28 protein-coding genes are annotated in these 24,446 nt (G+C 75.1%); 14 read left to right on the top strand and 14 right to left on the bottom strand.

All coding sequences use genetic code 11. From position 1 onward, the window contains the following. The 3 genes from AB2U05_RS07020 (at position 1) to AB2U05_RS07010 (ending at position 6,674) form a co-directional block, all read left to right on the top strand. Positions 1 to 1,914, top strand: coding sequence for an HSP90 family protein (locus AB2U05_RS07020; protein ID WP_369182755.1), 1,914 nt, complete (start codon positions 1 to 3; stop codon positions 1,912 to 1,914). Next, positions 1,914 to 4,937 (top strand): hypothetical protein, encoded by a 3,024-nt coding sequence (locus tag AB2U05_RS07015; protein WP_369182754.1) that lies wholly within the window; start codon positions 1,914 to 1,916, stop codon positions 4,935 to 4,937. The genes AB2U05_RS07020 and AB2U05_RS07015 overlap by 1 nt, the downstream gene beginning before the upstream one ends. A 147-nt stretch (positions 4,938 to 5,084) precedes the next feature. Further along, positions 5,085 to 6,674, top strand: a complete 1,590-nt coding sequence (locus AB2U05_RS07010; protein WP_369182753.1) for an alpha/beta fold hydrolase — start codon at positions 5,085 to 5,087, stop codon at positions 6,672 to 6,674. Positions 6,675 to 6,690: 16 nt separating this feature from the next. On the opposite strand, the gene AB2U05_RS07005 is transcribed toward AB2U05_RS07010, so the two are convergent. From AB2U05_RS07005 to AB2U05_RS06985, 5 genes are all read right to left on the bottom strand, one after another. Beyond that, a complete protein-coding gene (locus tag AB2U05_RS07005; protein ID WP_369185917.1) occupies positions 6,691 to 7,887 on the bottom strand; it encodes a carbohydrate-binding protein in 1,197 nt (398 codons plus the stop codon). Positions 7,888 to 8,106: 219 nt separating this feature from the next. After that, positions 8,107 to 8,316 carry a DUF397 domain-containing protein gene (locus tag AB2U05_RS07000; protein WP_369182752.1) on the bottom strand — a complete coding sequence of 70 codons (210 nt, stop codon included), beginning with the start codon at positions 8,314 to 8,316 and terminating at the stop codon, positions 8,107 to 8,109. 31 nt (positions 8,317 to 8,347) lie between these two features. Next, positions 8,348 to 8,557, bottom strand: coding sequence for a DUF397 domain-containing protein (locus AB2U05_RS06995; protein WP_369182751.1), 210 nt, complete (start codon positions 8,555 to 8,557; stop codon positions 8,348 to 8,350). Positions 8,558 to 8,588: 31 nt separating this feature from the next. Then, positions 8,589 to 8,798: a DUF397 domain-containing protein gene (locus tag AB2U05_RS06990; RefSeq protein ID WP_369182750.1), complete on the bottom strand. Its 210-nt coding sequence runs from the start codon at positions 8,796 to 8,798 to the stop codon at positions 8,589 to 8,591. Beyond that, the gene (locus tag AB2U05_RS06985; RefSeq protein ID WP_369182749.1) at positions 8,786 to 9,631 is read right to left on the bottom strand and encodes a Scr1 family TA system antitoxin-like transcriptional regulator; all 846 of its coding nucleotides are present in this window, start codon (positions 9,629 to 9,631) and stop codon (positions 8,786 to 8,788) included. Before AB2U05_RS06985 ends, AB2U05_RS06990 begins: the two co-directional genes overlap by 13 nt. A gap of 127 nt (positions 9,632 to 9,758) precedes the next feature. Between AB2U05_RS06985 and AB2U05_RS06980 the strand changes: the two genes are divergently transcribed. Genes AB2U05_RS06980 through AB2U05_RS06970 form a run of 3 tightly spaced genes read left to right on the top strand, consistent with a single transcriptional unit; the run spans position 9,759 to position 10,479 of the window. After that, positions 9,759 to 10,094, top strand: a complete 336-nt coding sequence (locus AB2U05_RS06980) for a recombinase family protein (protein ID WP_369182748.1) — start codon at positions 9,759 to 9,761, stop codon at positions 10,092 to 10,094. Then, positions 10,091 to 10,276, top strand: a complete 186-nt coding sequence (locus tag AB2U05_RS06975; RefSeq protein ID WP_369182747.1) for a hypothetical protein — start codon at positions 10,091 to 10,093, stop codon at positions 10,274 to 10,276. The genes AB2U05_RS06980 and AB2U05_RS06975 overlap by 4 nt, the downstream gene beginning before the upstream one ends. Further along, positions 10,273 to 10,479: a hypothetical protein gene (locus AB2U05_RS06970; RefSeq protein WP_369182746.1), complete on the top strand. Its 207-nt coding sequence runs from the start codon at positions 10,273 to 10,275 to the stop codon at positions 10,477 to 10,479. Before AB2U05_RS06975 ends, AB2U05_RS06970 begins: the two co-directional genes overlap by 4 nt. Before the next feature lie 48 nt (positions 10,480 to 10,527). On the opposite strand, the gene AB2U05_RS06965 is transcribed toward AB2U05_RS06970, so the two are convergent. From AB2U05_RS06965 to AB2U05_RS06940, 6 genes are all read right to left on the bottom strand, one after another. Then, entirely contained in the window at positions 10,528 to 10,941 is a 414-nt protein-coding gene (locus AB2U05_RS06965; protein WP_369182745.1) for a hypothetical protein, read from the bottom strand. 61 nt (positions 10,942 to 11,002) lie between these two features. After that, the gene (locus AB2U05_RS06960) at positions 11,003 to 11,308 is read right to left on the bottom strand and encodes a hypothetical protein (protein ID WP_369182744.1); all 306 of its coding nucleotides are present in this window, start codon (positions 11,306 to 11,308) and stop codon (positions 11,003 to 11,005) included. A 41-nt stretch (positions 11,309 to 11,349) separates the two neighbouring features. Further along, a complete protein-coding gene (locus tag AB2U05_RS06955; RefSeq protein WP_369182743.1) occupies positions 11,350 to 11,817 on the bottom strand; it encodes a hypothetical protein in 468 nt (155 codons plus the stop codon). A 52-nt stretch (positions 11,818 to 11,869) separates the two neighbouring features. Continuing rightward, complete coding sequence (locus AB2U05_RS06950) at positions 11,870 to 12,838, bottom strand: Lrp/AsnC family transcriptional regulator (protein WP_369182742.1); 969 nt, start codon at positions 12,836 to 12,838, stop codon at positions 11,870 to 11,872. Further along, positions 12,828 to 14,231: an MFS transporter gene (locus AB2U05_RS06945; RefSeq protein ID WP_369182741.1), complete on the bottom strand. Its 1,404-nt coding sequence runs from the start codon at positions 14,229 to 14,231 to the stop codon at positions 12,828 to 12,830. The genes AB2U05_RS06950 and AB2U05_RS06945 overlap by 11 nt, the downstream gene beginning before the upstream one ends. Before the next feature lie 146 nt (positions 14,232 to 14,377). Further along, positions 14,378 to 15,304 (bottom strand): LysR family transcriptional regulator, encoded by a 927-nt coding sequence (locus tag AB2U05_RS06940; protein ID WP_369182740.1) that lies wholly within the window; start codon positions 15,302 to 15,304, stop codon positions 14,378 to 14,380. 121 nt (positions 15,305 to 15,425) lie between these two features. Here AB2U05_RS06940 and AB2U05_RS06935 point away from each other — a divergent pair, with 121 nt between their 5' ends. From AB2U05_RS06935 to AB2U05_RS06925, 3 genes are read left to right on the top strand one after another with little or no spacing between them, the layout of a single operon-like run. Next, the gene (locus tag AB2U05_RS06935) at positions 15,426 to 16,355 is read left to right on the top strand and encodes a DMT family transporter (protein ID WP_369182739.1); all 930 of its coding nucleotides are present in this window, start codon (positions 15,426 to 15,428) and stop codon (positions 16,353 to 16,355) included. Positions 16,356 to 16,364: 9 nt separating this feature from the next. After that, on the top strand, positions 16,365 to 17,660 hold the full coding sequence (locus tag AB2U05_RS06930; RefSeq protein ID WP_369182738.1) for a sensor histidine kinase: 1,296 nt from the start codon (positions 16,365 to 16,367) through the stop codon (positions 17,658 to 17,660). Continuing rightward, a complete protein-coding gene (locus AB2U05_RS06925; RefSeq protein ID WP_045703377.1) occupies positions 17,645 to 18,301 on the top strand; it encodes a response regulator transcription factor in 657 nt (218 codons plus the stop codon). The genes AB2U05_RS06930 and AB2U05_RS06925 overlap by 16 nt, the downstream gene beginning before the upstream one ends. A gap of 3 nt (positions 18,302 to 18,304) precedes the next feature. Here the strand turns inward: AB2U05_RS06925 and AB2U05_RS06920 are convergent, their stop codons facing one another. Continuing rightward, positions 18,305 to 18,898, bottom strand: a complete 594-nt coding sequence (locus AB2U05_RS06920; protein WP_045703376.1) for a TetR/AcrR family transcriptional regulator — start codon at positions 18,896 to 18,898, stop codon at positions 18,305 to 18,307. A 66-nt stretch (positions 18,899 to 18,964) separates the two neighbouring features. Here AB2U05_RS06920 and AB2U05_RS06915 point away from each other — a divergent pair, with 66 nt between their 5' ends. Both AB2U05_RS06915 and AB2U05_RS06910 read left to right on the top strand, forming a co-directional pair. Further along, complete coding sequence (locus AB2U05_RS06915) at positions 18,965 to 19,360, top strand: hypothetical protein (protein WP_045703374.1); 396 nt, start codon at positions 18,965 to 18,967, stop codon at positions 19,358 to 19,360. Beyond that, positions 19,357 to 19,647 carry a barstar family protein gene (locus tag AB2U05_RS06910; protein WP_045703372.1) on the top strand — a complete coding sequence of 97 codons (291 nt, stop codon included), beginning with the start codon at positions 19,357 to 19,359 and terminating at the stop codon, positions 19,645 to 19,647. Before AB2U05_RS06915 ends, AB2U05_RS06910 begins: the two co-directional genes overlap by 4 nt. A 12-nt stretch (positions 19,648 to 19,659) precedes the next feature. Here AB2U05_RS06910 and AB2U05_RS06905 read toward each other — a convergent pair whose 3' ends face one another. Then, positions 19,660 to 20,739, bottom strand: coding sequence for a glycosyltransferase family 4 protein (locus AB2U05_RS06905; RefSeq protein ID WP_369182737.1), 1,080 nt, complete (start codon positions 20,737 to 20,739; stop codon positions 19,660 to 19,662). Next, on the bottom strand, positions 20,646 to 21,920 hold the full coding sequence (locus tag AB2U05_RS06900) for a hypothetical protein (RefSeq protein ID WP_369182736.1): 1,275 nt from the start codon (positions 21,918 to 21,920) through the stop codon (positions 20,646 to 20,648). Before AB2U05_RS06900 ends, AB2U05_RS06905 begins: the two co-directional genes overlap by 94 nt. Before the next feature lie 127 nt (positions 21,921 to 22,047). Between AB2U05_RS06900 and AB2U05_RS06895 the strand changes: the two genes are divergently transcribed. From AB2U05_RS06895 to AB2U05_RS06885, 3 genes are all read left to right on the top strand, one after another. Further along, positions 22,048 to 22,446, top strand: a complete 399-nt coding sequence (locus AB2U05_RS06895) for a hypothetical protein (protein WP_157882253.1) — start codon at positions 22,048 to 22,050, stop codon at positions 22,444 to 22,446. A 71-nt stretch (positions 22,447 to 22,517) separates the two neighbouring features. Then, the gene (locus AB2U05_RS06890; RefSeq protein WP_369182735.1) at positions 22,518 to 23,588 is read left to right on the top strand and encodes a GNAT family N-acetyltransferase; all 1,071 of its coding nucleotides are present in this window, start codon (positions 22,518 to 22,520) and stop codon (positions 23,586 to 23,588) included. Then, positions 23,581 to 24,369 carry an aminotransferase class IV gene (locus AB2U05_RS06885; RefSeq protein ID WP_045709224.1) on the top strand — a complete coding sequence of 263 codons (789 nt, stop codon included), beginning with the start codon at positions 23,581 to 23,583 and terminating at the stop codon, positions 24,367 to 24,369. The genes AB2U05_RS06890 and AB2U05_RS06885 overlap by 8 nt, the downstream gene beginning before the upstream one ends. Positions 24,370 to 24,446 lie beyond the last annotated feature (77 nt).

Raw genomic sequence — 24,446 nt, 5'->3', positions numbered from 1 at the left:
GTGTCCCCAACCGACAACCCGACGAGTGCGCACACCTTCCAGGTGGACCTGCGCGGCCTGGTGGACCTGCTCTCCCACCACCTCTACTCCAGCCCCCGCGTCTACCTGCGCGAGCTGCTGCAGAACGCGGTGGACGCGATCTCCGCCCGCCGCGCCCTCGACCCGCAGGCGCCCGCGGCCATCACCGTCCGCGCCGACGACGAGCTGTCCGTCACCGACACCGGCATCGGCCTGACCGAGCAGGACGTCCACACCTTCCTCGCCACCATCGGCCGCAGCTCCAAGCGCGACGCCGAGGGCCGCCTCGACGGCGACGGCCTGGCCCAGGCACGTGGCGACTTCATCGGCCAGTTCGGCATCGGCCTGCTCGCCTGCTTCGTGGTCGCCGACGAGATCACCGTCGTCACCCGGCACGCCGGCCGCCCCGACGCCCCCGTCATCGAGTGGCGCGGCCTCTCGGACGGCAGCTACACCATCCGCACCCTGCCCTCCTCCGCCAAGCCGGAGCCGGGCACCACCGTCACCCTCGCCCCGCGCGCCGACGCCGCCGAGTGGACCGCCCCCGCCCGGGTCGTCTCGCTCGCCCGCGACTTCGGCAGCCTGCTGCGCCACGACGTCACCGTCCTCGACGCGGCCGGCACCGAGCACCGGATCAACCGGACGCCGCCGTGGGCCGAGCGCCACGGCTCCCCGCTCGCCCGGCGCGACGCCCTCACCGAGTACTGCCGCGGCACCTTCGACTTCACCCCGCTGGACACCATCGACCTCGACCTGCCGCTGGTCGGCCTGCGCGGCGTCGCCTACGTCCTGCCCGACGCCGCCCCGCCCTCGCGCCGCAACGGCCACCGGGTGCACCTCAAGGGCATGCTGCTCTCCGACCAGGCGCCCGAACTGCTCCCGGACTGGGCGTTCTTCGTCCGCTGCGTGGTGGACACCGACGGGCTGCGCCCGACCGCCTCCCGCGAGGGCCTGTACGCCGACGAGACGCTGGCCGCCGTCCGCGACGCGCTCGGCGCCCGGATCCGCGACTGGCTCACCGGCCTGTCCGCGAGCGACCCGGCGCTGCTGCACCGCTTCCTCTCCGTGCACCACCTGGCCGTCAAGGAACTCGCCCGCTACGACGACGAGTTGCTGCGGATGATGCTGCCCTGGCTGCCGTTCGAGACCACCGACGGCAACGTCACCCTGGACGAGTTCGCCCGCGCCCACCGGGTCGTCCTGGTCACCCGCACCGTCGAGGAGTTCCGCCAGGTCGCCCCGATCGCCGGCGCGGCCGGCCTCGGCGTGGTCAACGGCGGCTACACCTACGACCGCGACCTCGTGCACCGGCTGCCCGAGATCCGCCCCGGCGTCTCCGTCGCCGACCTCGACCCGGGCACCGTCACCGCGCACCTGGACACCGTCGACCCCGCCGCCGAACTGGCCGCGAACGCCTTCCTGGCGATCGCCCGCGAGGTCGTCGGCCGCTTCGACTGCGACGTCGCCCTGCGCAGCTTCCACCCGACCAACGCGCCCGCCCTGCTGCTCGACAACCGCGAGGCCCGGCACGAGCGCACCCGCGCCCAACTCGCCGACGAGGCGGACGGCCTGTGGGCGGACATCCTCGGCTCGCTGCGCGCCGAGGTGCCGCGCGCCCAGCTGGTGCTCAACCACCTCAACCCGCTGGTGCGCCGCGCCGCCACCGTCACCGACCGCGAACTGGCCGTCACCGCCGTCGAGGCGCTGTACGCGCAGGCCGTGCTGATGACCCGCCGCCCGCTCAAGGCCAGCGAGTCCGCGCTGCTCAACCGCTCGTTCATCAGCCTGCTCGACCACGCCATGCTCGGCCACGAGGCCCACCGGGCGGGCGGCGGCAACGGCGGCAACGACGACAACCGCGGCAACGGCGGCAACGACGGTTCGAAGGAGGCGTGATGCTGGACACCCCCGACGCGGTGATGGCCGCGCTGCGCGAGAACGACGCCCGCCCGTACGGCCGCACCCGGACCGTCACCGCCGAGGAACTCGCCGAGGCCGCCGACCAGTTCGAGGACACCGAGATCCGCTCGATGGCCCTGCTGGAGCTGATGGAGGCCTACGAGTTCGACGGCGAGCGCACCAAGACCCCGGTGGTCTTCGCCCGGGTGCTCAAGCTCTGGGACCAGGATCCGGACGGCTTCAGCGAGTGGGCCCGGCACCAGGTGTTCTGGCGCTTCAAGTGGGTCGCCGACGCGCTCAAGGAGAACCCGGACGTCCCGCTGGCCGCGATCGAGCGCTGGCACACCGAGCTGCGCGACCGCTACCGCGGCGCCGACTTCGACCTCCAGCCCTACTACGCCCAGCGCTACCACCTGGCCGCGCAGACCGGCGTCGGCGTCCAGGACGCGTACGAGCTGTGGGCGGCCCGCCCGCGCTCCGAGATGAGCGACTGCCACGCCTGCGAGACCCGCGCCGCCGCCCTGCACTTCATCGCCGCCGGCGACGACGCCCGTGCGCTGGACGTGCTGGTCCCGGTGCTGGACGGCCGCAGCGGCTGCGAGCAGGAGCCGTACCTCAGCCAGGCCGTCGCCCTGCTGCCGCTGGTGCGCCAGGGCCGCCTCGACGAGGCCCGCTCCTGCCACCTGTCCGGCTACCGCTACGCCCGCGGCAAGGTCGCGATGCAGGCGGCGATCGGCCGGCACCTCGAGTTCTGCGCGCTGACCGGCAACGAGCCGCGCGGCCTGGAACTGCTCGCCGAGAACCGCGACCTGTTCGCGTACACCGGCGAGCCCGAGTCCCGGCTGGCCTTCCTGGTCGGCGTCGAGGTCCTGGTCGCCGCCCTGGCCGGGGCCGGCCACGGCGAGCTCGCGGTCAGCGGGCCGGCCGGCAGCGCCTGGACGGTCGACACCCTGCTGGCCCACGTGCGCACCGAGGCCGAGGCCCTGGCCGCCCGCTTCGACGCCCGCAACGGCACCGACGCGGTCGGCGACGCCCGGCGCGCCCGGCTGGCCGCCGAGCCGCTGCTCGCCGAGCCGCTGGCGCTCGGCGTGCGCGCCACCGCCGCGCCCGAGGTGGCCGCCGCCCCGGCCGTCGCACCCGCCCCGCGCCGCGAGGCCGAGCCCGAGCCCGAGGACTTCACCGACCTGGTGCTGCGCGCCCGCGAGCTGGACCTGCTCGGCCACCCGGACGGCGACCGGCTCTGGCAGCGGATCGCCGAACGGGTCGCGGCGGAGGGCTTCACCCACCCCGAGGACCCCCGGCTCGGCAGCCGGGCCCGGCTGCACGCCGAACTCGTCGAGCAGCAGGCCCACCTGGCGCTGGAGCGGGACGAGTACGCCGAGGCCCGCACCGGCATGCTGGCCGCCGCCGAACTCTTCGAGCAGGCCGGGCTGCCCGGCCGGGCGCTGATGATCCGCGCCCGCGTCCTGGTCGTCGGCCTCGACGAGGACGAGGCTTCGGGTGGGGCTTCGGATGGGGCTTCGGGTGGGGGCGAGGCTTCGGATGAGGCTGCGGGCGAGGCTTCGGGTGAGGGCGAGGCTTCGGCCGGGGACAAGCCCGGCCCCGACTGGCCGGCCCTCGACGACGCGCTGCGCCGGGCCGAGGAACTGCGCGCCGCCGCCGGGAACGCCGTCGAGGGCGGCATGACCGACGACGACTACCTGATCGTGCTGCAGTCCCGCGCCTACGCCGCCCACCACGACCTGGTCGAGGCGCTGCCCGAGCCCTCCGCCGAGACGACCGCGCGCTTCGAGGAGGCGGTCGGCCGCTACCGCGAGACGGCCGCCGAGCTCGGCTCCGCCCGCCGGTCCGCCACCTCCCGCCAGTACACCGCCGACGCGGCCGCCCGGCAGGGCCGGCTGGCCGAGGCGGTGGCCGAACTGCGCGACGTGCTGGCCCGGTTGGACGACGCCGAACTGCCCTGGCACACCCCGCGGGTGCTCGGCCTGCTCGGCCAGGTGCTGCTGCAGTCCGGTGAGTGGGCGCAGGCCGCCGAGGTGTTCCACCGGGCGCTGGCCGAGGTCTCCCGCTGGGGCGACGACTCCTACCCGTACGCGCCGACGTACATGATGCTCGGCCACGCGTGCATGCAGACCGGCGACGCGGGCGGCGCCGTCCGGGCGCTGTCCGAGGCGGCGGCCCGCTTCGACCGCCAGCGCGGCGGGGCCGTCGAGGAGGCCGCCCAGGTGCGGCTGCAGCTCGCCGACGTGCTGCGCGCCACCGACCGCACCGGCGACGCGGTGGCCGTCCTCGAGTCGGTGCTGCTCGACGCGGGCGCGGCCGGCCTGGACGTGCGGCTGCTCGCCCAGGCCCGGCTGGACCTCGCCCGGGGCCTGGCCGACCTCGAGGAGTACCGGGACGCGGCGGAGGAGTACCTGCGGCTGGCCGACGTGGTGGCCGGCTGGGAGGACCAGGAGACCCACACCATGGTCGCCTGCGAGGCCACCGTCACCCTCGCCCACGCGGGCCGCTGGGACGCCGCCGAGGCGGCCCTCGCCCGCGCCAGGCAGGCCCACGAGTGCTCCCCGCAGGTCGACCAACTGGCGGGCACCCTGCGCGAGTTGGCCAAGCTGACGGTCCGCGAGCAGGGCCCGGACGGGCTGGACGCGGCGCTCGCCCGGATCGCCGAGGCCGACGCCGTCGCCGAAACCGCCGCCCGGCTCGGCCAGGAGCACACCGACTGGTACCTGCGCGGCGCCTCGCACTACGAGCGCGGCCGCTGCCTGGCCATCGTCGACCGGCACGAGGAGGCGCTGGCCGAGCTCGAACTGGCCATCCCGGCGTACGAGAAGGGCGGCGACCAGGCCGAGGCTCCGCGCGCGGAGGCCGTCCGGCTGGCCGCCGTGATCGAGGGCGGCGACCTCGGACGCACCAAGGCGGCGGTCGCCCGGCTCACCGCCGCCATCGCCCGCTGCGAGGCCGCCGGCCTCCCGGACGCGGTGCGGATCCTCACCGACCTGCGCGGGCGGTTCGCGGAGTGACGTACCGGACGGGCGGGCGCTTCGCACGGCGCCCGCCCGTCCCGTACGCCCACGTGTCAGTGATCTGTCAGCGGTCGACAGTGTGCTGACAGCGGGTCACGGCAGGCTCGGCGGTGTCCGATCAGGACCCGAACGAAAGAGCTGCCCGTGCCCCGAGCCCGTCTCGCCACCAGGTTCCGTACCGCTACCAGGTTCCGTACCGCCGCCAGGTTCCGTACCGCTGCCGTCGCGGCTGCCGCGCTGCTACTGCCCGGTCTGAACCCGTCCGCTGCCGCTGCCGCGCCGTCCGCGCCCGTACCCCGGCTGGCCTGGCAGTCCTGCGCCCCCGGCTTCGAGTGCGCGACCGCGGCCGTGCCCCTCGACCACCGCGACCCGCGCGGCCGCACCGTCGACCTGGCCGTCATCCGCCGCCCCGCCACCGACCGGGCCCACCGGATCGGCACGCTGTTCTACAACCCGGGCGGCCCCGGCATCCCCGGCACCATGGCGCTGCCCGCCGTCTACCCGGCCCTGCCCGAACAGGTCCGCGCCCGCTTCGACGTCGTCAGCTTCGACCCGCGCGGCGTCGGCCGCTCCACCACCCTGCCCTGCTTCCCGGACCAGGCCGCCGAGCAGAGACTGCTCGACCGGCTCCCGCAGGGCTTCCCGGAAGGTGCCGAGCAGCAGTCGGCCTGGGCGAGCGCGTACGCGGACTTCGCCCGGCAGTGCGCCGCGAACGACCGGGACGGGCTGCGGGCGCACCTGTCGACCGCCGACGTCGCCCGCGACCTCGACCTGCTCCGCCAGGCGGTGGGCGACCGCAGACTCAGCTACCTGGGCACCTCGTACGGGAGCTACCTGGGCGCCACGTACGCCAACCTGTTCCCGCAACGCGTCCGGGCGATGGTGCTGGACAGCGCCGTCGACCCGGCGGCCTGGTCCACCGGCCGCACCCCGCAGGACCGCGACCTCGCGCCGTTCCTGCGCACCGGCAGCGACCGCGCCGCCGCCCGTACGCTGGACGCCTTCCTCGACCGGTGCGGCGGGGCCGGCCCGCAGGCCTGCGCCTTCGCGGCGGGCGACGGGCCCGCGACCCGCGCCAAGTTCACCCGGTTGCTCGACCGGCTGGGGCACGGGCCGGTCGCCCTGGGAGACGCGGCGGTCGGCCGCGCCGCCGCGCTGACGGCCGCGCAGCGACTGCTGTACGCGGTGGCGCCCGTCCCGGGCGTGGACGGCACCGGCTGGCCGGGCCTCGGCGCTTACCTCCAGCAGCTGTGGACCGCCCCCGACGCACCCTCGGCGGCGCCGACCGGCGGGGACCTCCGCCAGGCGCAGACCCTGGGCGTACTGTGCGCGGACACCGACAACCCGCCGGCCGGCGCCGACTACCCGGCCCTGGCCGCCCTCGCCGAGGCCCGCGCCGGCGCCACCGGCCCGTACTGGCTCTGGCAGACCCAGCGCTGCGCCACCTGGCCGGCCTCCCCGGACCGCTACACCGGCCCGTGGGACCGCCCGACCTCCGCGCCGATCCTGGTCGTCGCCCTCACCGGGGACCCGGTCTGGCCGTACGAGGGCTCCCGGGCGCTGGCCGACACCCTGGCGCGCGGGCGGCTGCTGACCGTCGACGGCTACGGGCACACCGTGCTCGGCAACCCGAGCGCCTGCGCGGCGGGGTACGAGGAGCGGTACCTGATCGGCGGCCGGCTGCCGGAGCGCGGGGCGGTGTGCGCGCCGGACCGGCAGCCGTTCGCGTCGTAGCCTCAGCCCGCTGCCCTCAGCAGGGTCCGTCGTCGGCCCAGACACCCCACTGGCCGCTGGCGCTGGGCACTTCGTTCAGGGTCCACCACTTGGCGTGGTAGTTGTGCCCGTTGTACGAGACCTTGGCGCCCCCGGTGTACGTGGTGCTCGCGCTCCACGCCGGGGCGGTGCAGGTGCCCGGGGCCGGGCTGGTCGGGGGAGTGGTGGGCGGCGTGGTCGGGGGCGTGGTGGGCGGGGTCGCACCGGCGAACCTCACGGTGAACTTGGTGAAGTCCCAGTCGCTCTGCGCCACGGAGGAACAGGAGCCGGACAGCCCCGGGTCCACCGGGCCCGGGCACTGCCGGTCGCGGTTGACGGACCAGTAGGTGTAGCGGGCCAGGCCGTGCGCGGTGGCGAAGTCGAGGACGGTCTGGAAGTCGGACTGGTGGAAGTACTCGGCGGCGTCGGTGCGGCCGTTCATCATCGACACGCCCTCGTGGGCGTACGCGGTGGCCTCGTTCCAGCCGAAGGTGGTCTGCAGGATCTGGTTGAACTTGACCAGCGCGTCGGTCTGGGCGGCGGCGCCGTTGAAGCCACCGTCGAACGGCATGATCGAGTAGTTGTTCGGCGTGAAGCCCTGGGACTTGGCCTCGTTGAGCATCTGGGTGCCGAACCAGCCGGTGCCCGCGTTGGTGCCGGCGGTGGTGATCGAGACGTAGAGGCCGGGGTTGTTCTGCTGGAGGATTTTCGCCGCGCCGATCTCGTTGTGGATGGCGGCGGTGTTCTCGTACTCCGGCTCCTCCAGGTCGAAGTCGACCGCCTTGAGGCCGTACTTGGTGACGACCTGTTGGTACCCGGCGGCGGTGGCCTCCGGCGTGCCGCAGACCTGGCCCAGCTTGGTGCCGCCGTACCCGCCGACCGAGACGGAGACGTCCCCGCCCTTGGCGCGGATCGTCTGGATGACGGCCGGCATGGTGGTGTCGGAGTCGATCGAGGAGGTGCCGCCCCAGGCGGGGGCGCAGCTGTTGCCGCCCTGGGCGAGGATGAAGGCCAGTTGGAAGGCCTTCTGCCCGGTGGCGTCCATGACGGCGGCGGCATCCGGCGGGCTGTTGTCCTCGGGCATCAGGTAGGGCGCGGAGGCGTACCAGTTGCTGCCCAGGCCGGTGTTGGTGGTGGACGCGGTGGCGGTGAAGGCGACGGCGCCGCCGGCGAGCAGCCCGAGCACCCCGGCCAGGGCAAGGGCGACCCGGCGGCGTCCCGGTTGTGGGGGAGTAGCGCGTTCCATCGGAGGCCTTTCCAGGAAACGGCGGTGGGGGATGCCTGCGCCGAGCGTGGGGGACGGCACGGACTGCCACTGGTATAGACCTGTTGGGAGACTCGGTCAACCCCTGTGTCACACATGCGATGAGCCCCAGGACCGACCGGTCCTGGGGGCTCATCGCGTGAGGTGGAGTCAGATGGAGCCGAACTCGCCTGCGGCAGTGGCGGTGACGAAGGCCTGCCAGGCGTCGGCGGGGAAGACGAGGACCGGCCCCTCGGGGTCCTTCGAGTCGCGGACGGGCATGACGCCGGGGAGGTCCGGGGCCACCTCGATGCAGTTGCCGCCGTTGCCGCTGTGGCGACTCTTCACCCACCGGGCGCCGACGAGGTTCATGTTGGACATTCGATCTCCTTCCGAGTGGCGCGCATCCGAGTCAGATGGAGCCGAACTCGCCTGCGGCAGCGGCGGCGACGAAGGCCCGCCAGGCGTCGGCGGGGAAGACGAGGACCGGCCCCTCGGGGTCCTTCGAGTCGCGCACGGGCATGACCTCGGGGAAGTTCGAGGCCACCTCGACACACTCGCCACCGTTGCCGCTGTGGCGACTCTTCACCCACCGAGCGCCGGCCAGGTTCATGTTGGACATCCGATCCCCTTCCGAATGGCGCGCATCCGAGTCAGATGGCGCCGAACTCGCCTGCGGCAGTGGCGGTGACGAAGGCCCGCCAGGCGTCAGCCGGGAAGACGAGGACCGGCCCCTGCGGGTCCTTCGAGTCGCGGACCGGCATGACGCCCGCGTAGCCGGGAGCGAATTCGATGCAGTTGCCACCTTGTTGGCTGAAGCTCGACTTCACCCACTGGGCGTCGGTCAAGTTCATGTTGGACATTCGATTCCCTTCCGAGTAGCGCGCAACCATTCGAGAGTCGCCGTCTCGGCCAGCGCTCCCACCTGAAGCCGATCGTAGTGTTTCTTCCAGGTCGCCAGCCTCTCGGTATCCCGTTCAAGGTGGCTCCGCCCCTCGGACTCCGAGTACCCCAGCAAGGACTGATCGGGCAGCGTGAGGAGAACCATCGGCAAGGCGAACGGTCTCTCTTCCGCCAGGGCGAACGGCGCGACTTGAAGGATGACGTTGTTCACGGCATACAGGGCTTCCAGGCGAGCAAGTTGCTCATCCATCACCTCGCGCCCCCCGATGGGGCGCCGAAGACAACTTTCGTCGAGCACTGCATGGACAAGTGGAGCGCGCTTTCCCCGAAGCACCTCCTGCCGCGCGAGCAGAAAGGCGACTCGCTGGTCTGCCTGGCTCTGGGTGATCGACCCCCTCCGAACATCACCGGCGGCCAGCGCACGCGCGTAGGCCTCGGTCTGGAACAGGCCAGGCACAACACCTGCCTCGTAGATCCTTATCTCGGCAGCCTTCTGCTCCTGGTTTGCGAACTCGGGGAAGCCCTCCAGCATGGCCGAATGCTTGGCCTGAAGCCACATCAGGAGCAGTGTTCCGCCCGTCTCCAGCACCCGATCGACGTCTCGGGCGAACTTCTCGCTCGGCGGCGTCCGGCCAGGTGGGGCAAGTTCAGCGTAGGAGACGTAGGAGGCGTCGACCCCGACGAGTCTCGCGAGCTGCCCTTGTGTGAGTCCGGCCGCACGTCGTGACCTGCGGAGTTGGATCCCGAAAGCTGCCCAGGGGCTTGACGTTGGATCAAGTTCCTTGAGATTCACGAGGCTTCTCCTACTTGCCGCGTACTAACTTCAAGTTTCAGATCGCCTTCCGATCGTAGGGCGCGGCGGGCCACCATGGCTACACCCGGTGAGAATCCGGACGCGATGCGCAACCATGGAGACACCCATGTCCATCACCAACCCCACCCGCACCTTCCAGGCCGTCGTCTACCTGGCCAGGGCCGGATCCACCTTCCCGGAGGAGGAGTTGAGGGCCTGCGAGTCCTACGCGCTCGCCTTCAACTGGAACGTCTCCCTGATCGTGGTCGACGACTCCATCCACACCACCGCGCCCGAGCGTCGGCCCATGCTCCAGGCGGCCCTCCACCGCATCCGGACCCGCGACGCCGACGCGATCCTCGTCCCCGCCAGGTCCGCCATCTCCCCGATCGTCGGCGAGTTCGACGAGTTCTCCCGGCAGGTCGAGAAGGCCGGCGGCTTCGTCCAGGTGGCCACCCGATGAGCCGCTACGGGATCATCCCCGCCGACCCGCCGGCCGGCGTCTCCTTCTCCGTCTGGGTCGTCCGCGACCACCGCACCGGGGACCTCGTCAAGGCCCTCCCGCCGCGCCCCGAACCGCTCCGCTTCTACTCCTACGCCCACGCCCAGGCCTGGGTCCACAAGAACGAGCAGCCCACCCCGTGAACCCCCGCCCCCGCTACGAAACCCGCCTCATCGACGCCTGCAGCCCCCACTTCCTCCTCCTGGAGTGCTGGGGCATCTGGGACCGCACCCGCCACGACTACCTGCGCGCCCCCGGCTCCACCCACCGCATCCGCCGCTTCTACACCCTCGCCGCCGCCCAGGCCCACCTGGGCGCGCTGGTCCGGCCCGGCGGATCGCTGTGACGAGAACGCGCAGGAAGTCGACGCGGCCGACTTCCTGCGCGCACGTGGTCACTGCCGCATCCCGTTCAGCACAGAGCACAACTCCTCGAAGGAGGTTTCAAGTTCGGCGATCGGGATGGGGTTGATCTCCAGCTGCAGGTGGCATGCGGTGTCGTCGCCGTTCGGTGTCAGGTAGGCGAACAGTGCGTACCCGGCGCCGTCCACCAGGGTGGTGCGCAGGGTGAGCGGGTTGGTGCGGCCCGACGTCACCCGCTCGGTGAAGCGGGGTTCGAGGTCCGGGTCGCGCAGCCAGGCGAGCATCCGGCGGGCGAAGGCGGCGACCTCGTCGTCGGTGAGGTGGGCGGTGTAGTCGGCCGTGAGTGCCGAGGCCCAGTCGGCGGTGACCCGCCAGCTACCCTCGCCGACCCGGGTCAGCTCCAGCCATGAACTCCCCTGCGCGAGAAGCATGCTGGGCTGTTCCATCAGGGGCACTCCTCGGGGTCGGTGGCCGCGATCGTACCCGTACGGCTCCGGACCGCCTCAGTCAGCGGTGGCCGCGAGTCTCGGTCTGCTTGGGGTGGCCTGCGCCGGCTCGCGTGATCCACAACGTACGTCGCTCGTCGTCGATGGCGTACCAGATGCGACCCCCTCCGGACACCTCGTATTGCCACTGTTCCAGGAGTGCGCCTGCGACCTTTGCGGTGCCGAGCGTGCCCTTGAGCGGGTGCTGCCGTTGGTCGACACGGCGTGGCTCACCGGTGATGGCGACCCAGGCGCGGTCGAGGTTCTCCGGCACCTGCTTCAGTAACTGCTGCCAGCCGGCGTGCGCCTGGCGGTCGGCGGCGCGCACGCTCCACGGATTCGGCCGAGGAAGGTCCTCTCCGCGGCCGCTCACTCGGAGCCCTCAGGCTGCGGACGGTCCAGCTCGGGCCCGTCGCCGGGGAAGGGGCCCTGCAGGTCGTGGGCCAGTTGCGGATCGGACCACACCTCGGCGGTGGCGCGCCAGGAGGCGAGGTTCCGGGCGAACGGCAGCAGGAGGCCGGTGTCGGCGCCGGCGACCAGGTCGGCGAGCAGTTCCCGCACGCAGGCGGCGCGCTCGTTCTCGGGGAGCCAGTGCAGCCAGGGCAGCTCCTCGGCGAGCACCTCCTCGGCCAGGTCCAGCTGGCGGCGGGCGAGGATCGCCAGGGATCGCGCCGCGAACCGCAGACCCGACGCCGTCGCTTCGAACCGCTCGGCCCGCATCAGGACGAGGTTCTCGTCGTCTCGGCGTTCCAGTATCACGTCGGCGTCGTCGAGGGAGGGCAGCACCTGGGAGGGGCCGCGCAGGAAGGCGCTATAGGGGAAGGTCTGGACAGCCATGGAGAAATTGTATCTGAACTACTTCAGATCGCGCTTGGCATTGTGGGTCGGGTCAGGGCCTCCGGATGGGCGCCGGGACGGGGCCGGCGGATTTGAGGGTGCGGAGGATCGGGGCGGATTCCAGGGCGGTGATGCCCGGGAGGTCGGCGAGGCGGGTGGTGAGGTAGCGGTGGAGGTCGGCGGGGTCGGTGCAGAGGGCGATGGCGGCGAGGTTGCTGGGGCCGGTGGTGGCGGCGAGGAAGGCGAGTTCGCGGTGGGTGGCGAGCGCGCGGCCGACCCGGTCGAGGTGGGCCGGGGTGACGGTGAGCCACAGCAACGCGTGCATGGCGGAGCCGAGTTGGCGGGTGTCCAGCTCGACGTCGAGGAACACCGTGCCGTCCGCGCGGAGTTCGGCGAGTCGGCGGGCGACGGTGGCCGGGGTGCGGCCGGTGGTGGCGGCGAGTTCGCCGAGGGGGGTGCGGCCGTCGTGGTGCAGGGCGGTGAGGAGGGCGCGGTCGGCCGGTTCCAGGCGGCCGCCGGTCGCGGCGGGTGCGACGGTCTCGGGCCGTAGCGCGGCCTGCTGGTCGGCGGACAGTGCCTCGGTGCTGCCCGGCCAGGCGGACGGGCCGCCCCGGTAGGTGTGCAGCAGGCAGTGGGCGGAGACGGCGGTGACGGCGGCGGTGCGGGGGATGTCGCGCAGGAGGAGGGCGTGGTCGTCGGAGTCGGTGTCGACGATCGCGGTGATCTCCGTCCCGCCCGAGGCGAGCTTCACCCACGCCGTGTCGGGGCGCCGCACCAGCGCCTGCGCCAGGTTCTGCGCGGCGTGCGGGCCGGCCGTCAGCCGTAGCAGCCACTGCGTCCGCCCGGCCCGCCGCGGGTCGGCGAGCCCGACCACCCGCAGCCCGGCCTCGGCGCGCAGGCGGCCGTAGCGGCGGGCGACGGTCTGCGGGGAGACGCCCAGCACGGCGCCGATCCGGCTGAACGGGGCGCGCCCGTCGACCCGCAGGGCGTGGACGAGGGCGCGGTCGAGGTCATCGAGCATGGGTGGGTTCCTGGAGTCCCTGTCGGGGTTCCGATTCTGCCGTCATCCACCGGACGGCCGCGCCCGCCAGCAGCACCGCGCCGAGCGCGATCCAGCAGGCCGTCCGCGCACCGGCCGCGTTCGGCTCGGCGAGGTGCGCCCGGCCGAGCGCCGCGACCCCCAGCGTGGCGCCCAACTGCTGGACCGCGTTCAGCAGTCCGGCCGCCGAGCCGATCTCCTCGGGCCGCAACGGTGCCAGCGCCGTGGTGAAGAACGCCGGGGTGAACAGCCCCTGGCCGAGGCCCACCACCGCGAGCGCGACCGGCAGCGCCGCCGGCCGCTCGCCCGTGGCGTACGCGCCGACGATCGCCAGCAGGCCGCCCGCCAGGACCGCGAGCCCGGCGGGCATCAGCCGCGCCCCGAACCGGGGCAGCAGCCGGGCCCCGGCCCACAGCGAGCCCGCGCCGAGGCCCGCCGACATCGGCAGCAGGGTCAGGCCACTGGCCAACGCGTCGGCGCCGGAGGACAGTTGGAGCTGCAGGACGACCACCACGGTCAGTCCGGTGGTCGCCGCGAAGGCCGCCGCCAGCGCCGTCAGCGCCGCCGGGAAGCGGACGGAGGCGAACAGGCTCGCCTCCACCAGGGTGTCCGCGCCGCGCCGGGCGCCGCGCCGCTGGTGGGCGGCGAAGCCGAGGGCGAGCAGCGCGCCCGCGGCCGCCTCGGCCAGGGCCGTTCGGTCGGTGAGGCCGCCGGTGCGCAGCAGCGGCAGCACCAGCAGGCCGGTGGCGAGCGCGGCGAGCGCGCCGCCGGTCGGGTCCAGGCCCGGGCGGTGCGGGGCGCGGTCCTCGACCAGCAGCGGGGCGAGCGCCAGGACGGCGGCCGACAGCGGCAGGTTGACCAGGAACACCGAGCGCCAGGAGGAGCCGAACAGGTCCGCGTGGGTCAGCACCCCGCCCAGCACCGGCCCGGCGACGGCCGCCAGCCCCATCACCGGGCCGATCGTGCCGAGCGCCCGGCCCGTCTCGGGGCCCCGGAACATCGCTTTGACCAGTCCGATCGTCTGCGGCACGATCACCGCCGCCGCCGCGCCCTGCACCGCCCGGAACACCAGCAGCGCGCCCAGCGCCGGGGCGCAGGCGCAGGCCAGCGAGGCCAGCGCGAAGCCGACGACGCCGGCGCGGAACAGCCGCCGCCGCCCGTACCGGTCCCCGAGCCGGCCGCCGGTCAGCAGCAGGACGGCGAACGGCAGGGTGTAGGCGGAGGTCAGCCAGGGCACGGCGGCGGCCGGCCCGCCGAGGTCGGCGTGCATCCGCGGCGCGGCGACCTGGACGACGGTGGCGTCCAGCAGGTTCATCGCCTCGGCGGTCAGCAGCGCGGCCAGCGCCCACCAGCGGCGGGGGTGGAGGGAAGGCATGGGGGACAAGGGGGCTCCCGGGTGGGGACGGCATCGGAACGCCGCCACCCTGCGCGGCGGGGCGCCCGTGCTACCAGCCGCCGGGCCAGGATCGGTGGAATCGTCCACGGGACGGGCCGGCGGCGGGGAAATCGTCCACCGCAGGACTACGCGGGCACGCGGGCCGCCAGGTCCGCGCCCGACGTGCCGGACGTGCCCGACGTGCCCGACGCCGCCACCGTCGCCAGCAGCCCGGCGACGGCCGGGGACCAGGGCCGGTTGGCCGGCCCGGTGAGGGTGAGCGTGCGGTGGACGGCGGGCCGGATCGGGACGAGCACGCAGTCGGCGGGCAGCATGGGCAGCGCCAGCGCGGGCGTCATCGACACCCCGACGCCCGCGTGCACCATGCCGATCAGCGTGTTGAGGTCGCGGATGCGGTGCCGGGGCGTGAAGCGGACCTTCGCGCGCCGGTAGGCCTCCTGGATGTGCACCTCGCAGCCGCCGCAGGAGAGCAGGAAGTCGTCGTCCTCCAACTCCGAGACGTGCACGGTCTCCTGGCCGGCGAGCGGGTGGTCGCGGCGCAGCAGCGCGTGCATGGAGTCGGCGCCGAGGGAGACCGCCCCGGGCGGCAGCGGCCCGGCGTCGACCAGGACGGCGGCGTCCACCGTGCCCGCGTCCAACCACACCGGTAGTTCGGCGTCCTCGCCCTCGAAGACCCGTACGGTGACCTTCGGGTGGGCGGCCTTCCAGTCCCCGAGCATCCGGGGCAGCAGCGCCTGGCAGACGGTGACCGGCGCGGCCAGCCGGACCGTCCCGGTCAGGCCGCCGCAGTGCCGGGTGGCGATGGCGCGCACGGCGGCGGCCGAGGCGACGGCGGTGCGGGCGTGCGGCAGCACCTGCTCGCCGAGCGGGGTGGGCCGGCACGGGCTGCCGCGCCGCAGGACGGGCGCGCCGAGGGAGCGTTCCAGTGCGGCGACGGCGTGCGAGACGGCGGACTGGCTGATGCCGAGCTCGTCGGCGGCCGTGCCGAAGCCTCCGGTGTCGGCCACCGCGACCAGCGCGCGCAGCTGGGCCAGGTTGACGTCCGCACTCATGAGAGTTCCTCATCCCCCTCGCACCGCCACTTGTTGGACTCATGCTGCGCACCCGGGCCACGCTCTGTCCAGCGACAACGCGGGAGGGTCCAGCGACAACGCGGAGAGGGAGGTGGTCGGGGTGCGGAGCTGGTTGCCGGGCTTCACGGCCCTGTCGGCGATCTGGGGCGCGAGCTTCGCCCTGATCAAGGTGGCGGTCGACGCGGGCGTCCCGCCGGTGTGGGTGGCGGCCTGGCGCTGCGTGCTCGGCGCGGCCACGCTGTGGGCGATCCTGCTGGCGCGCGGCGAGCGGGCCCCGCGCGACCGGGCGCTGTGGGGGCACTCGGCGGCGGTGGCCGTGCTGCTGAACACCGTGCCGTTCACCCTGTTCTCCTTCGGCGAGACGGAGGTCTCCACCGTCCTCGCCGGGGTGATGAACGCCACCACCCCGCTGTTCACCGTGCTGTTCACGGTGCTCACCGTCCGCGAGGAGCGCCGCCCCGGCGCCCGCCGGCTGCTCGGCCTGGCGCTCGGCTTCGCGGGCGTGCTCACCGTGCTCGGCGTCTGGCACGGCCTCGGCGCGGGCGCGACCACCGGCGCCCTCGCCTGCCTGGCCGCCGCCTGCTGCTACGGCGCCGGCTTCGCCTACCTGCGCCGCTTCCTGTCCGGCCGGACGGAGTCCGTCACCGTGCTCTCCGCGCTCCAGATCGGCTGCGCCGCAGCCGAGTTGGCGCTGGTCGCGCCGTTCGCGGCGGGCGCCCCGCACTGGCCGGGCGCGGGCGCGGCCGCCGCCCTGCTGGCGCTCGGCGCCTTCGGCACGGGGGTGGCCTACCTGCTCAACCTCGGCCTGGTCCGGGCGGCCGGCACCACCGTGGCCTCCGCCGTCACCTACGCCGTGCCGCTGTTCTCGACGGCGCTGGGCGCCACCGTGCTCGACGAGCCGGTCGGCTGGAACGCCCTGGCCGGCGGCGCCCTGGTGATCGCCGCCGTCGCCCTCACCCGCCCCCGCCGGGCGCCCGCGGCCGCGCCGGCGACCGCGCCCGCGCCGAGGGCCCGTCAGTCGGCGGGTTAGGCTGGACGGGTGAACGAGGATCCGCAGCCGGTGGCCGTCTGGGCCGCGCTGCGGGCCCACCCGCTGCGCTTCCCGTTCAGCCGCTGGACGCCGCGCTGCTGGGCGTACCTGCTGGTCGGCGGGCTGTCCGGGGTGCTGCTGCTGGCCGTGCTCGCCCTGCTGCTGGCGCTCGGCCTGCTGCTCTCCGTGGTCGGCGTGGGCCTGCTGGTGCTGCTCGCCGTGGCGCTCGCCGGCATCCCGGCCGGGGCCGTGGAGCGGTGGCGGCTGCGGATCGTCGAACCCGTCCCGCTGTCCGACCCGCACCGGCGGCTGCCCGGGGCCGGGCGCCGCGCCGTGGTCCGCACCCGGCTGCGCGAGCGCGCCACCTGGCGCGAACTCGCCCACGCCGCACTGGCGGCGACCGTCCTCGCCGCCGCCTCGCTCGGCTTCACGGCCGCGCTGCTGCTCGCCGGGGCGTTCACCGTCTCCCCGCTGGTGGTGTGGGCGCTCGCCCCGGAGACCGTCATGCTCATCCCCGGGCAGGCCGTCGCCGGCCCGCTCGCCGCCCTGCCGTTCACCGCCGCCGGGCTCGCCGGACTGCTGCTCTGCGCCTACGCGGGGGCGCTGCTCACCGGCGCCCAGGTCGCGCTCGCCCGCCTGCTGCTCGGGCCCCGGGAGGACGACCTCGGCCGCCAGGTCATCGAACTCACCCGCTCCCGGGCCCGGTTGGCCGATGCCTTCGAAGCCGAACGGCGCCGCATCGAACGCGACCTGCACGACGGCGCGCAGCAGCAGCTGGTCGCGCTCAGCATGACCCTCGGGCTCGCCGAGTACGAGCTGCGCGACAGCGACGGGCGGGCGGTGCAGCTGGTCACCCGGGCGCGCGGCGAGGCCCGGCAGGCGCTGGAGCAGCTGCGCGCCCTCGTCCGGGGCATCCACCCGCAGGTGCTCACCGACCACGGCCTCGCCGCCGCCGTCGCCGAGGTCGCGCTGCGCCACCCGATCCCGGTCACCGCCGACATCGACCTGCCCGGCCGGCTGCCCCAACCCGTCGAGACCACCGCCTACTTCACCGTCACCGAGGCGCTCACCAACGCCGCCAAGCACAGCGGCGCCACCGCGATCACCGTCCACGGACGGGTCGAGGGCGGCCGGCTCGTCGTCCGGGTCACCGACGACGGCCGCGGCGGCGCCGACCCGTCCGCCGGGGCCGGCCTCGCCGGGCTCGCCGACCGGGTCGCCCTGCTGCGCGGGCGGTTGATGGTGACCAGCCCGACCGGCGGCCCCACCACCCTGCGCCTGGAGGTGCCGTGCTCCGGATCGTGATCGCCGAGGACGCCGTGCTGCTGCGGGCCGGCCTCGCCGAACTCCTCGCCCTCGGGGGCCACCGGGTCGTCGCGGCGGTCGGCGACGCGCGGGCACTGGTCGCCGCCGTCGACGCCGAGCGGCCCGACATCGTCGTCACCGACGTCCGGATGCCCCCCGACCACACCGACGAAGGCCTGCGCGCCGCCCTCACCCTGCGCGAGCGCCACCCCGGCCTGCCCGTCCTCGTCCTCTCCCAGTACGTGGCCACCCCGTACGCCACCGGCCTGCTCGCCGCCGCGGGCGCCCAACCGGCGGGCCTGGGCTACCTGTTGAAGGACCGCGTCGGCGACGTCGCCGACTTCCTCGACGCGCTGCGCCGGGTCGCCGCCGGGGAGACGGTCATCGACCCGGAGGTCGTCCGCGTCCTGCTGCGCGCCCGGTCCGCCGACCGGCCGCTGGCCCGGCTCACCCCGCGCGAGCGCGAGGTGCTGGCGCTGATGGCGGAGGGGCTGAACAACCAGGCGATCGCGGGGAGGCTGTGCATCACCGAGGCCTCGGTGGTGAAGCACTGCGGCAACATCTTCACCAAGCTCGACCTCGATCCGACCGAGGGGAACCGGCGGGTGCTGGCCGTCCTGGCCCACCTGCGGGCGGAGTGACCTCTACGGTCGCGGCGTCAGGGCGCGGGCGGCGTCGGCGAAGAACTGCTCGTCGGCGTCCGGGGCGAGGCCCAGGACGACGCCCTGGCAGAGGCCGACGAACAGCGCCCGCAGCGCGGTGACCAGGTGCCGCGCCTGCTCCGGCGTGACGGCGCCGCCGCCGTGGGGCCGCCCGGTGAACAGCTCGATCAGGTGCTGCTCCTGGGCCCGGACGGACTCGGCGAGGCGCGCCCGCAGGTCCGGGTCGTGGACGGCCATGTCGAGCAGGGTGACCTGCAGCGACAGCGCGGGCAGCGCGTCGGCGGCGTCGCAGGTGCGGCGGTAGTACCGGGCGAAGGCGTCGACCGCCGCGAGCAGGTCCAGCTCGGCCGGGACGGCCCGCTCGATCTCCGCGTAGTGCGGGCGCAAGTAGTCGGCGACCAGGGCGACGACCAGGCCGTTCTTGCTGCCGAACAGCGAGTAGACGGCGCCGGTGGTCACCCCGGCCCGCTCGGCGATCTCCTCCAGCCGGGCCCGGTAGCCGTCCCGGGAGACGACCTCGAACGCGGCGTCCAACAGGGCGCGGCGGTTGCGTTCCTTGGACTCGGCCCTCGTCATGCGCATAGGTTCATTATTACCGTAATCTCATTACGAGAGAAGTCGCCGCACGGGGAGGCATGGCACATGACGCAGACCAGGACCGAGGCCCGCCGGAGGGCGGGCATCCTCGCGGACGGCGGCTTCAAGCTGCTGCTCGCCGCCGTCTTCGGAGCCGGCGCCGCGCCGCTCGGGGACCGGCTCGGCGTGCCGGTGTGGCTGATGGTGAGCTGCGGCGTGGCACTGCTGGTCGGCGGCGGGGCCGAGCTCGGGTACGCGCGGAGGCGGCCGCTGCGCCTGTACACCCGGCTGATGGTCGGCTACGACGCCGGCTGGGTGCTGGCGGCGCTGGCCGGCCTGCTGCTCACCCGGCGGGGCAGCGGCGCCGGGGGCGAGGTGTGGATCGGCTACCAGGCGCTCGCCCCGCTCGTGTTCGCCGCCCTGCTCGCGGCCGCCGCGCCGAGCCCGGAGGACCCGCGATGACGGAGCTGCGGGTCGACCTGCGCGGTCGACGGATCGAGACGATGAAGGACTTCTGGGACGCCCTCGACGAGCCCTGCGGCCTGCCGGGCTGGTTCGGCCGGAACCTGGACGCGTGGTCGGACACCATCGACACCCGGGGCATCTCCGAGGTGATCGACAGTCACGACACCCTGGTCATCCACGTCGACGCGCGGGGGCTCTTCGCCGGGAACGGCTGGGAGGCGCGGCTGCTGGCGGAGACCTTCGACGGGGATGTGAACCGGCTCTGCGTTCACCCGGTCGCCTGATCCCACGCGCGATCAGGCGTGCAGGGCCGGGGTGTTCGCCGTGAGGCCGTCCAACGGGTGCGCCGGATCCAGGAGTTGGGCGAGGCGGTCGGCGGAGGCGTCCCAGGACCAGTGCTCCCGGGCCCAGCGTCGGCCCGCCGTGCCCATCCGGGCGCGCTCGGCGGGCGGGGCGAGGAGGAGGCGGGTGAGGGTGGCGGCGACGTCGGCGGGGTCGCGGCCGTCGACGACGTGGCCGGTGACGCCGTCCAGGACGGTGTCGGGGGCGCCGCCGGAGCGGCCGGCCACCACCGGGAGGCCGGCGGCGGCCGCCTCCAGGTAGACGATGCCGAGGCCTTCGGCCTCCAGGCCGAGCCGGCGGGTGCGGCAGGGCATGGCGAACACGTCGGCCCGCGCGTACCAGGCGGCGGTGTCCGCGTGGTCGAGGCCGCCGGTGAACCGCACGGTGCCCGGGTCGGTGTGCCGCAGGGCCAGGGCCCGCAGCCGGTCCTCGTCCGGGCCGCGGCCGACCAGCACCAGCTCCGTGCCGGGGACGGCCCGGCGGATCGCGGGCAGGGCGCGGATCAGCACGTCCTGGCCCTTGCGCGGGACGAGCCGGGCGACGCACAGGATCACCGGACCGCCGGAGCGGGGCCCGGCCGGCCGGAACACGGCCGGGTCGACGCCCGGGACGAGCCGGGCCAGGTGGGCGTCCGGCCCGAGGGCGGGGGCGATCCGGGCGCGGGTGTACGCGCCGAGGTAGGTGACCACGTCGACGCTGCGCCCGATCCGGCGCAGCAGTCGCCGGGCGCCGGGGGTGCGGGCCCACCAGATCTCGTGGCCGTGGGTGGTGGCGACGGTGCGGCGGACGCCGGGGGCCAGGCGCAGCAGCCCGGGTGTCATGGCGGCGAGCGGCGCGGCCGCGCCGTACCAGACGCGGTCGCAGCCGTGCGCGCGGGCGAGTTCGGCGGCCCGGCGGGTGACCCGGCCGGTGGGCAGCAGGGTGCGGGCGCGGTCGCGGATCACCGGGAAGGGGAGGGCCGCGTCGTGGCGGGCCGCGCCCGGTTCGGCGGAGGTGTAGACCACGACGCGGTGGCCGGGGAGGCGGGTCGCCATCGCGTGGACGAAGGTTTCGATGCCGCCCTGGCGGGGCGGGAAGTCGTTGGTGACGACGAGCGTGGTGTCCATGACGGGAACGCGCCTCGATTCGGTAGGCAGAACACGGAGAGCAGGAACAGGACGAGCGGCAGCGCGAGGTAGCCGAACCGCCCGGCGGGGGCGAGCAGGAACGCGGCCGTGAGGCCGAGGGCCAGCCGCCGCGCGGCGCCGGCCGCGTCCCGGGGCGGCCGGGCGAGCAGCGACGCCCCGACCGCGAGCCCGGCGGCCAGCAGCAGCCCGGTGGCCGCCCACCAGCCGGCCGGGCCGAGGTCGGCGAGCAGCCGTCCGGGCAGCGGGCTGGCGGCGGGCGTGGGCAGGTCGCCGCGCCCGGTGGGGAAGGCGAACACCTGCTGGACGAGCGGCCCCGGCGAGCGCAGCGCCCACGGCAGCACCAGCAGCGCCGCCCCGCCCGCGGCGCGGGCCGCCCCGGACAGCGCGGCCCGCCACCCGGCGGTGGCCGCGAGCAGCGCCACGACGACCGCGACGGCGGGCCAGGCCGTCCACTTGAGCGCGCAGGCGACGGCGAGCGCCCACCCGGCGGCGCCCGCCCGGCCCTGGGCCGCACGGACGACGGCGTACCAGCACAGCCCGGTGAGCGGCAGGTCGACGCCGCTGACGGCCAGCGGCAGCGCGATCACCGGCGAGGCGGTGAGCGCGGCCAGGCCGAGCCGGCGTCCGGCGGGGACGGTCGGCAGCACGCAGAGCGCGAACACCGCCGCGCACCACAGCCGGGCGTCGCCGAGCGGGGTCGCGCCGAGGACGGCCCGGGGGAGTCCGAGCAGCGCCATCGCGGGCAGGTACGGCGTGTACTCGGCGACGGACCGCGGCTCGGCGAGGTACGGCGTGCCGGTGTGCAGCAGCAGCGTGCCGGAGCGCTCGATGACGCCGACCTCGCTCTGCCCGCGCCCGGTCAGCACCAGGGCGAGCAGCGGCAGCACCACCGCCCCGGCGAAGGCGAGGACGACGTGCTCGTACCGCCGCAGCGTCACCGCGGCGAGTGCCGCCGCCAGGTACCCGAGGGCCGCCCAGGACCCCCAACTCCGGTGCGGGCCGAGGCCGGAGAGCAGCGGGAAGGCCCCCGCCCAGCCGGCCGCGAGCAGCCACCCGCCGCACCACCACCATCGCGTTCGATGTCTCACCCCTCCATTGCATCGGCGCAGGTCAGCCGGGTCAGCGGGGTCAAGTCGAGTCCTGTGGTCGGGTTTTCCCCACCATCGGGCCCGGGCGGTCTTGCCCGCCCGCCCGGATTGCCGAAGCATGGCCGCCATGACGGAACGGGCGGAGCACCAGGTGGAACACGAGGCGGAGCACGAGGCGGAGCCGCAGGGAGCCATCGTCGACCGGCTGCTCTCGGGGCAGGGCACCCTGCGGGACGCCCGGGCGGCGGGCCGCAACTTCGAGCGGTGGCTGCGGGAGGAGTGGGACGACCGCTCGCCGCTCGCGGTCGAGCGCTGCGCCGAGGCGCTGGCGGCGGCCTGGGGCGACGGCTGGCGGGCGCTGCCGGAGCGCGACAGCGCGCAGCACGTCTGGCTGTTCGGCTTCCTCTGCCCGAACCCGGAGGCGCTGGCCGCGGAGGCGGCGGGCTACGTCGGGGTGGTGCGGGGCAGCGGCGGGGCGCAGGCGGTGGCGCGGCGGGTCCGGCTGGTGCGCGGCCTCCCGGAATGAACAGGACGCGAACTGACGTTCGGTGGCCGGCCGGTGACGGATGGTGCTCGAACGCCCGGTAGGCTGGCCGCGTGGTGAGGTCGTGGGACGCGGCGCTGGAGCGCGCGCAGGAGCGGCTGGCGGCGGGGCCGCGGCTGCGTGAGGCGGAGGACGAACGGCGGTTCGCCCGTTGGGACTTGGCGTCCCTGGTGGAGGGTGAGCTCGGCGAGCCGGTGGACCCGGACGGGCTGGCGCCGCCGGTCGAGCGGGCCTGGCGCGAGCGGCTGGGGGAGAGCGGCCGGGAGTGGCCGGGCGGCGAGCTGTACCGCCGCCGCTACTGGGTGCTGGACGCGGACGGCGCCGTCGCGGGCACCGTCGCCGTGGACAACTGGACCCAGGGGCGCGGCCAACTCGCCGTCTCCTCCCTCTACCTGCGGCCCGGCGCGCGCGGTGCGGGCCTGGCCGCCGGCGTGCTGGACGCGGTGTACGCGGCGGCCGCCGCCGAGGGCCTGCCGGGGTTCCGGCTGGAGGCGCACTGGAGCTGGCAGCAGGCCGTCCGCTACTACCTGCGCCGGGGCCTGTGGGTGGTTGGCTGGAAGCGCGCGCTGTCCTTCGCCCGGATGCCCCAACTCCCGCCCTACCGGGTGCGGGAGGAGCACGGGCGGCTGCTCCTGCTGGTCGAGGACCCGCGGCGCGGCTGGGTGCCGATACTGGCCGCCGGCGCGGAGGGCGGCCGGCTGCGGCTGGACGAGACCGCCGAGTACCGGGGCGCCGACGGCTGGGTGCACGGCTACGCCCGCTCGACGCTCGCCCTGCACCTGGCGCTGGCCGGTCGGCCGCTGGTGCGCGGGCCGCAGTGGTGGGCGGAGGCGTGGCGCTGGGCGGACGTCGGCGAGCCGGAGGGGCTGGCGTACAAGATCGAGCACTTCGAGCGGCTGGCCCGGGAGGCCGGGCGGCCGCTGGCGAGTCCCTACCGGCCGGTGCCGGCCCAGCAGCCCGCCGAGCCCCCGCAGCCCGCCGCGACGCCCCGGCCCGTCGAGCCCCCGCGCCAGCCCGTGACCCCGCGCCAGCCCGTGACCCCGCAGCAGGCCGCGACCCCGCAGCGCGCCGAGCCCCCGCGGCAGGCCTCGGCCGGGCGGCTGGCAGACTCGACGGATGGCTGACATCGAGATCGACGGCGCACCCGCCGACCCGGCGCGGCTGGCCGCCCTGGGGCTGCTCAACTACGGGCACTTCACCACCCTGCGCGTCGAGGCGGGCGGGGTGCGGGGCCTGGCGCTGCACCTGGACCGGCTGGAGCGGGACTGCCGGGCCCTGTTCGCCGCCGAGCTGGACCGGGCGGCCGTCCGCGAGCGGATCCGCGCGGTGCTGCCCGCGGACGGCGCGCCGGTGATCGTCCGGGTCACCGTGTACGACCCGGCGCTCGGCCTTGAGCGCCCCTCCGCCCCGGCCGCGCCCGCGCTGCTGGTCACCACCCGCCCGGCGCCGGCCGCCGAGCCGGGCCCGCTGCGGGTGCGCACGGTCGCGTACCGGCGGGAGCTGCCGGAGGTGAAGCACACCGGCCTGTTCGGCCTGGTCCACCACCGGCGGCAAGCCCAACTCGCCGGCTTCGACGACGTGTTGCTCACCGAGGCGGACGGCCTGGTGGTCGAGGGCGCCACCTGGAACGTCGGCTTCCTGGACGGCGACCGGCTGGTCCGGCCGGAGGGCCCGAGCCTGCCCGGCGTGACCGAGGCGCTACTGGCCGGCGCGTACCGCGGCCCGCAGACCCGCCGGCCGGTGCGCCGGGACGAACTGGGCGGCTACCAGGCGGCGTTCGCCGTCAACGCGGGCGCCGGCCTGCGGCCGCTCGCCGCCGTCGACGGCACCGCCTTCGACACCGCCCACCCGCTGCTCGCCGAACTGCGCGCCGCCTACCGGGGAGTGGCGGCCGAACCGGTGTAGGGCGCGCCGAGCGCCCTCACCCGAACAGGTGAGGGCGCTCGGCGCAGGACGAACCCGTACGGGTGCCGCGTCACTCC

Source organism: Streptomyces sp. Y1, from assembly GCF_041053115.1.
GTDB lineage: Bacteria > Actinomycetota > Actinomycetes > Streptomycetales > Streptomycetaceae > Kitasatospora > Kitasatospora rubellomurina.
The sequence above is the reverse complement of the archived record's forward strand: the minus strand, read 5'-3'. Positions and strand labels throughout refer to the sequence as shown.

What these genes read in the sequence shown, in the direction of transcription:
- AB2U05_RS07015 (WP_369182754.1), top strand. Translation starts at nt 1,914, where the DNA reads ATGCTGGACACCCCCGACGCGGTGATGGCCGCGCTGCGCGAGAACGAC.
- AB2U05_RS07000 (WP_369182752.1), bottom strand. Translation starts at nt 8,316, where the DNA reads ATGTCCAACATGAACCTCGTCGGCGCCCGGTGGGTGAAGAGTCGCCAC.
- AB2U05_RS06995 (WP_369182751.1), bottom strand. Translation starts at nt 8,557, where the DNA reads ATGTCCAACATGAACCTGGCCGGCGCTCGGTGGGTGAAGAGTCGCCAC.
- AB2U05_RS06990 (WP_369182750.1), bottom strand. Translation starts at nt 8,798, where the DNA reads ATGTCCAACATGAACTTGACCGACGCCCAGTGGGTGAAGTCGAGCTTC.
- AB2U05_RS06980 (WP_369182748.1), top strand. Translation starts at nt 9,759, where the DNA reads ATGTCCATCACCAACCCCACCCGCACCTTCCAGGCCGTCGTCTACCTG.
- AB2U05_RS06975 (WP_369182747.1), top strand. Translation starts at nt 10,091, where the DNA reads ATGAGCCGCTACGGGATCATCCCCGCCGACCCGCCGGCCGGCGTCTCC.
- AB2U05_RS06965 (WP_369182745.1), bottom strand. Translation starts at nt 10,941, where the DNA reads ATGGAACAGCCCAGCATGCTTCTCGCGCAGGGGAGTTCATGGCTGGAG.
- AB2U05_RS06955 (WP_369182743.1), bottom strand. Translation starts at nt 11,817, where the DNA reads ATGGCTGTCCAGACCTTCCCCTATAGCGCCTTCCTGCGCGGCCCCTCC.
- AB2U05_RS06950 (WP_369182742.1), bottom strand. Translation starts at nt 12,838, where the DNA reads ATGCTCGATGACCTCGACCGCGCCCTCGTCCACGCCCTGCGGGTCGAC.
- AB2U05_RS06945 (WP_369182741.1), bottom strand. Translation starts at nt 14,231, where the DNA reads ATGCCTTCCCTCCACCCCCGCCGCTGGTGGGCGCTGGCCGCGCTGCTG.
- AB2U05_RS06940 (WP_369182740.1), bottom strand. Translation starts at nt 15,304, where the DNA reads ATGAGTGCGGACGTCAACCTGGCCCAGCTGCGCGCGCTGGTCGCGGTG.
- AB2U05_RS06920 (WP_045703376.1), bottom strand. Translation starts at nt 18,898, where the DNA reads ATGACGAGGGCCGAGTCCAAGGAACGCAACCGCCGCGCCCTGTTGGAC.
- AB2U05_RS06915 (WP_045703374.1), top strand. Translation starts at nt 18,965, where the DNA reads ATGACGCAGACCAGGACCGAGGCCCGCCGGAGGGCGGGCATCCTCGCG.
- AB2U05_RS06910 (WP_045703372.1), top strand. Translation starts at nt 19,357, where the DNA reads ATGACGGAGCTGCGGGTCGACCTGCGCGGTCGACGGATCGAGACGATG.
- AB2U05_RS06905 (WP_369182737.1), bottom strand. Translation starts at nt 20,739, where the DNA reads ATGGCGACCCGCCTCCCCGGCCACCGCGTCGTGGTCTACACCTCCGCC.
- AB2U05_RS06895 (WP_157882253.1), top strand. Translation starts at nt 22,048, where the DNA reads ATGACGGAACGGGCGGAGCACCAGGTGGAACACGAGGCGGAGCACGAG.
- AB2U05_RS06885 (WP_045709224.1), top strand. Translation starts at nt 23,581, where the DNA reads ATGGCTGACATCGAGATCGACGGCGCACCCGCCGACCCGGCGCGGCTG.